Raw genomic sequence first — 6165 nt, 5'->3', positions numbered from 1 at the left:
AGTTCATTAAAGCGGAACTTTATCTTTGCATAAAAACAATAAAAAACCATCCTAAATGAAAGACCAAATCAAAGCATATTTCAATCGATATGTTAAATTTAGTGATGCTGAAATAGATGAAATATTTTCGAAATTAACACCAAAATTATTTCAAAAGAAAGATTACATTCTTCAAGAAGGAAAAATATGCAACAGTAAATATTTTATTGTAAGTGGCTTAGTTCGCTCATTTTATATTGACAACAAAGGCAATGAAAAAATAACTCAATTCGCCATTGAAAATTGGTGGGTAACAAATTTGGAAAGTTTTATAAAAAAAACGCCCTCTACTATATCTATTCAAGCACTTGAGAAAACTGAAATATTGATAATTGATAAGAAGGAATTAGAAAGGCTCTTTTTCTCTATTCCAAAACTCGAAAGACTGTTCAGAATTATTACTGAAAATATGTTGATTGCTATTCAACGTAAAAATGATATTTATTTACAAATGAAAAGTAAAAATCGATATAATGATTTAGTCAAACATTTCCCGGATTTCATTCAAAGAGTTCCACAATATATGATAGCATCCTACCTAGAAATCACTCCTGAATACTTAAGCGAACTGAGAAAAAGTTAAAAATTTATTTCTTAAGATACCTTAATCATTACTTAAACTAGACATAATAAATTTGCTTCATAAATTATTAAACAATAAAATCATGGAACGAATTACCTACCAAGACATCCCAAACGGAATGTTTGAAAACTTAAGAACTATTGAAGACTCAATTATCAATTCTACATTAGATATTAAATTGATAGAAATGATAAGATTAAGAACAGCTCAAATGAATGGATGCGCCTATTGTGTAGATATGCACTACAAAGAGTTAAAACATTTTGGAGAAACGGAACTAAGATTATCTTCTTTATGTGTTTGGGAAGAAACGCCTTATTTCTCAGAAAAAGAGAGAGTTGTTTTGTTATTTACTGACACATTAACAAAACTAAAAAGCAGTCCAATTTCTCAAGAATTATTTAATAATTTAACTAGTCACTTTTCTAAAGAAGAAATTTGCTATTTAACACTAACTATATCTCAAAGTAATACTTGGAATAGACTAATGAAAACTTTTGAATTTACTCCTGGAAACTACAAAGTAAGTAAATAAGGTTACAAACAAGGTATATAAATAATAGCGATTTGAATTTAAATTCAAATCGCTATTATTTACTAAACGAACCCTTAGAAATTATCTCGAGTAATTAGGAGATTCTTTAGTAATAGTTACATCGTGTGGGTGACTTTCATTAATACCACTAGCTGTAATTTTTACAAACTGTCCTGTTTCTTTTAAAGTCGCAATATCTTTAGCTCCACAGTAACCCATACCTGCACGTAATCCACCTATAAACTGGTGAATACTTTCGTATAAATCACCTTTATATGGTACACGACCAACAATACCCTCAGGCACTAATTTTTTAATATCATCTTCAACATCTTGAAAATAACGATCTTTACTACCCTGTTTCATAGCTTCAACAGACCCCATACCACGATACGACTTAAATTTTCGTCCTTCGTAAATAATAGTTTCTCCCGGAGACTCTTTAGTTCCTGCTAAAAGCGAACCTAGCATCACCGTATCTGCCCCAGCCGCAATAGCTTTTGGAATATCACCTGTATAACGAATTCCACCATCTGCTATTACCGGAACACCTGTTCCTTTTATAGCTTCTGCAACCTCTAAAACTGCAGAAAACTGTGGAAAACCAACACCTGCAACCACACGTGTTGTACATATAGAACCTGGGCCAATACCAACTTTTACAGCATCTGCACCAGCTTCAACTAAATATTTAGCAGCAGCACCTGTTGCAATGTTACCAACAATAACTTCAAGTTCTGGGAATTTAGATTTTATTTCTTTTAAAACGGTTACCACTCCTTTTGTGTGCCCGTGAGCGGTATCAATAACCACTGCATCTACACCTGCATTAACTAAAGCTTCCGCTCTATCTACAGCATCACCAGTAACACCAATAGCAGCAGCTACACGTAAACGCCCGTATTCATCTTTATTGGCTATAGGTTTTTGAGTAACTTTAGTAATATCTCTAAAGGTTATTAAACCAGAAAGTTTAAAGCTATCATCAACAATAAGCAACTTTTCGATTTTATGTTGTTGAAGAATTTTTTCGGCATCTTGTAATGAGGTTCCAATAGAAGATGTTACTAGATTTTCGCTTGTCATAACTTCAACAATTGGTCTAGCATTATCATGCTCAAAACGTAAATCGCGATTAGTTACAATGCCTTTTAATGTACCATTCTCAGCAACAATAGGAATACCTCCAATACCATATTCTGCCATATATTGTTTAGCATCACTAACTTTAGCGGTAAGTGGCAGCGTTACAGGATCTATAATCATACCGCTTTCTGCACGCTTAACCTTTCTAACTTTTAAGGCTTGAGCCTCAATAGTCATATTCTTATGTAACACACCAATACCGCCTTCTTGCGCCATTGCTATTGCCATTTTACTTTCTGTAACGGTATCCATTGCTGCCGAAATAATAGGTACATTAATGGTAATGTTACGTGTAAATTTTGTTTGAATATTAACTTCGCGCGGAAGTACTTCTGAGAATGCTGGAACTAAAAGGACGTCGTCGTAAGTTAAACCTTCTCCTACTAATTTGTTTTGATGTGAAGTCATTATGCAATTACGTTATAATTGCGTGCAAATATACAATATTTATATAAAGTAATTGTTAATTATTTATATCTGTTTTCGCAATACACTCTAAGGTAATTAAAGGCATAATTATATCGTGCCTCTGCATTTGAAAGATTGCCTTTAAAACGAATTTTTTTTGGCACAACCAATCGATATAAAAATGTTCCTTTTGCTATGCGTTGTATTTTTTTAAAACTGCTTTTATCCATAGTTTTATAAATGCCATCAATCCATTTATACTGCTCTTTGCATAACATGTTTTCATCCCATTTAATGGCTAGATTTCCTTTATAAATTTTATTTGATTTATAAATTGAATTTAACTCCGCAAAAGCTTTATTAAAAACCTGTTTACTGCCCGAATTTGCATATTCTAAAATCTTTATATTTAAAAATAATGAATATGGAAAAGATTCCATTTTACGCAGTTTAGTAGAAATATAATGCGCCATTTTTACCCAAACCACTTCATGTCCTTTTTTATCGAGCGCTTGATACAACCACTTGTAAAAATCCTTTCGTTCATTTATTTTACGATACTCATCTGGTAAATTATTGGTTAAATTATATTGATTAGCGAGCTGCCAAACCAGCGTGTTTTTTAGTCGGTCTGATTTTAACCAATCGGATGATGAGAGGTTTTGCTTTTGAGTATTTTTTTGATAGACTGTTAAGCTTCTCCATTCTTTGGCTGAAACTGAATTATTAAAAACAAAAAAAATTAATAATGTCAAAATCCATCTCATAACTTTATAAAAGTACGAGAAAATATATTTTAAGTTATCTTTTTTGAAGTAATTGTTTTAATACAATTAAAATCGAAAGTGAAAAAGTGAGTGTCATTAAAATACCAGAAAACATAACTATGTATTTTGTCCACAAGATGCCTGTCCAAAGTAGATAAAGGCCTCCAAAGGTAAATATAACAGATACAAATGGCTCAATGATTAAAAATAGTTTAAACTTATTATTAAGCTTTGTAATAGCAACTAAAAGACCTATTAAAAAGAAAATAATGGACATTGATAATATATGGTTATGTACCAAGGTAAGCATTTCTTTTTCGCTTTTTTTAAAGCGCATTACTGTAGCATTTTCATCATTTTCATTACCTAAATATTGTTCTTCAATACCGTTAGGATTAGCTGATGATGTTTCGCCAACAAACAATAAACCTGTATAAAAACCTATACTTAATACAATTATAAAAGCACCGATTAATAATTTAATCTCTTTAGGAAGTGTAAATATTAATCCGTTTAACTGCATTTATAAGATGTTTTTACTTTGAAGTATTCTTAAAGACTCAAGAAAATCATTCATCGCATTTGTCATAGAACGTACAGAAATAGTAGCTCCAGAAATAGCCATAATATTATCGCCGTGTTTCAATTGATCTCCGCCTTTTTTACCTATAAATTGTTTTAACCAACGCTTACTCCCAATTTCGCCACCGTATTCTTCTCTGTAAATTAAAACTTTTGATTTTAAAACAATTAAGTCTTTATCTAATAATACTAAATAATCAAAAAGTGCTGTTTTACTTGGTGCCTTAGATAAGTAGGCATAACCTAAAAGGTTGCCTTTAGCTTCAATTTTAAATAAATTATTGGTTTCAAACTTAGATGGTAACCCTTTTGCAACATCTGAAGCAATAATAACTTCTGTAAAATCGAAAGTTTCAATACCGTAAGTTTTTACGATTTCTTTATTTACTTTGTTCTGAATGTTTTTTGGTAGACCAAAAGACATCATAATTAAAGCAAAAATTAATATTGAAATCTGTTTTAAATTCATACTGTAAAAGTATTGTTTTTTATTCTTTTAACAATTAAAATGCCAAATAGCTTATTAGTAATAATATTATTTACGAATAAGCTACTTGGTACTTGTGCGTTAGGGATTGAGGCATTTGTTGAAGCTCTCCCGATTTTTTATCGGGAAGCGACTGCCGAAAGCCCGACCCTAAAAGGGTAACGCCTTAAACTATTTTTTAGAACCAAACGCCAATACCAAAATTAAGTCTGTTTGGTACACCCCCTCCAGATACTGCATTGTCTCTAAATTGGTAATCTCCTTTTAGCACTACTCCTGGTGCAATATGGTAGCTTAAACCCGTTGTAACATCGGTACGGTTATAAGCATCGTTTTGAGCTATAGCACCATCAGTATCAGCATGCGTGTCATATTGTTCATATCGCAAAAACGCAAACAATTTTTGCTGCTTTTCTTGCGAAAGTAAATTGTATGCCCCTTCTAGATACCATCCTTGAAGTGCGCTACCTAAATCTCGTCCTGTTAAATTATTATAAGCTTCTGTATCGCTTAAAGTTGCATGGATAAACTGTCCGCGTGCTGTAAAACGCTGGAATGCATAACGTGCGTCCAAACCTATCATTGAAATACCGATGTTGGCTCCATCAATTTCTTCTACATTATCTTCTGCTTGTGTTTTACCAAAATATCCTGCAAGTCCTAGACGTAATCCTGGAATACCGTAGTAATCAAATTTTGTTGAAAATGTAGGACTATCAACTGTTGATTTTATTGCTTTCTGTCGCCCTCCACGTAATCCATTAGAACCTTTTAAAAAACCACTTACTCCTCCTTCTCCGTCAAAAGCAGTTGATTTGAAACCATTAAATACATATGCTTGATATCCTAAAGATATTTCGTTAAATCTACCTGTAACACCAATACCAATTTCTCGCCATGTAGTTGGCACAATGGCATTGTCTATTGCTGGTCTTTCTACTCCATTAAATGTAGTTGGTTCATGAAATTCGTTAACTATACCCATTGGTACCAGCATTAAACCACCACGTAAACTTACATTTGGTGCAATAGCATAATTTACAAAGGCTTGCTCTATAAAAACTTCTTCCACATGTTCAAACTCAACCTCTGTAATAAACTGAGTTTTATCGTTAAACTTATAACCAAAAAGCAATACTAAACGCTGAACATCCAATTCTCCATTGTTAGCCTCTGGTTGATTATACGTTAACTCGCCATATGCACCAACTGTAACTGCTTTACCATAGTTACCAGAAAGCAAACGTTGCGCTGCATTTAATTGTTTTTGAGGGTCAAAAGTGATTGAATCTTGCTGTGTTTGGGCACTTGCCAATGATACTAATAAGATTGAAAAAAGTAGGGTTAGTCTTTTCATTTGTGTCTTGTTTTTATTTAGACTGATTATAAATAATTGTTTATTTGAAGCTGCAAATATAAAACAGATTATTATTTACGCAAAGCTTATTTAGAATAAATTAAAATAATTTTTTACAAAAAAATATTACTTATTGAATATCAGAATTATAAGCATAAAATTTTTAATGGTAAGTATTAAATATTTTTGAAGCTTCGTTGTAAGCGCTCTCAAAACTGAGTGCATTTAAATTATTGCTTTTTTGCGAAGTAAAGTAAGATA

At 32.0% G+C, this 6165-nt stretch carries 7 protein-coding genes and 1 pseudogene; 2 read left to right on the top strand and 6 right to left on the bottom strand.

Annotation, left to right across the window (positions count from 1 at the left end):
* Positions 1–55 precede the first annotated feature (55 nt).
* Entirely contained in the window at positions 56–622 is a 567-nt protein-coding gene (locus AADI82_RS13085) for a Crp/Fnr family transcriptional regulator (protein WP_341216872.1), read from the top strand.
* A gap of 82 nt (positions 623–704) precedes the next feature.
* Positions 705–1157 carry a carboxymuconolactone decarboxylase family protein gene (locus tag AADI82_RS13080; protein ID WP_341216871.1) on the top strand — a complete coding sequence of 151 codons (453 nt, stop codon included), beginning with the start codon at positions 705–707 and terminating at the stop codon, positions 1155–1157.
* Between the two features lie 81 nt (positions 1158–1238).
* Here AADI82_RS13080 and guaB read toward each other — a convergent pair whose 3' ends face one another.
* From guaB to AADI82_RS13050, 6 genes and pseudogenes are all read right to left on the bottom strand, one after another.
* Entirely contained in the window at positions 1239–2711 is a 1473-nt protein-coding gene (gene guaB, locus AADI82_RS13075; protein WP_341216870.1) for an IMP dehydrogenase, read from the bottom strand.
* Between the two features lie 59 nt (positions 2712–2770).
* Positions 2771–3478 (bottom strand): Insecticidal toxin complex protein, encoded by a 708-nt coding sequence (locus AADI82_RS13070; RefSeq protein WP_341216869.1) that lies wholly within the window; start codon positions 3476–3478, stop codon positions 2771–2773.
* A 34-nt stretch (positions 3479–3512) separates the two neighbouring features.
* The gene (locus AADI82_RS13065; protein ID WP_341216868.1) at positions 3513–4001 is read right to left on the bottom strand and encodes a hypothetical protein; all 489 of its coding nucleotides are present in this window, start codon (positions 3999–4001) and stop codon (positions 3513–3515) included.
* Positions 4002–4529, bottom strand: coding sequence for an FMN-binding protein (locus AADI82_RS13060; RefSeq protein ID WP_341216867.1), 528 nt, complete (start codon positions 4527–4529; stop codon positions 4002–4004).
* Between the two features lie 196 nt (positions 4530–4725).
* The gene (locus tag AADI82_RS13055; RefSeq protein ID WP_341216866.1) at positions 4726–5904 is read right to left on the bottom strand and encodes a hypothetical protein; all 1179 of its coding nucleotides are present in this window, start codon (positions 5902–5904) and stop codon (positions 4726–4728) included.
* A 163-nt stretch (positions 5905–6067) separates the two neighbouring features.
* Positions 6068–6165, bottom strand: a pseudogene (locus AADI82_RS13050) (hydroxymethylglutaryl-CoA lyase); the annotation flags it as partial.

It is taken from the genome of uncultured Wocania sp., from assembly GCF_964021735.1.
In the GTDB taxonomy this organism is placed as follows: domain Bacteria; phylum Bacteroidota; class Bacteroidia; order Flavobacteriales; family Flavobacteriaceae; genus Wocania_A.
Note: the sequence above shows the minus strand (reverse complement) of the source record. Positions and strands in the feature narration are given on the sequence as shown.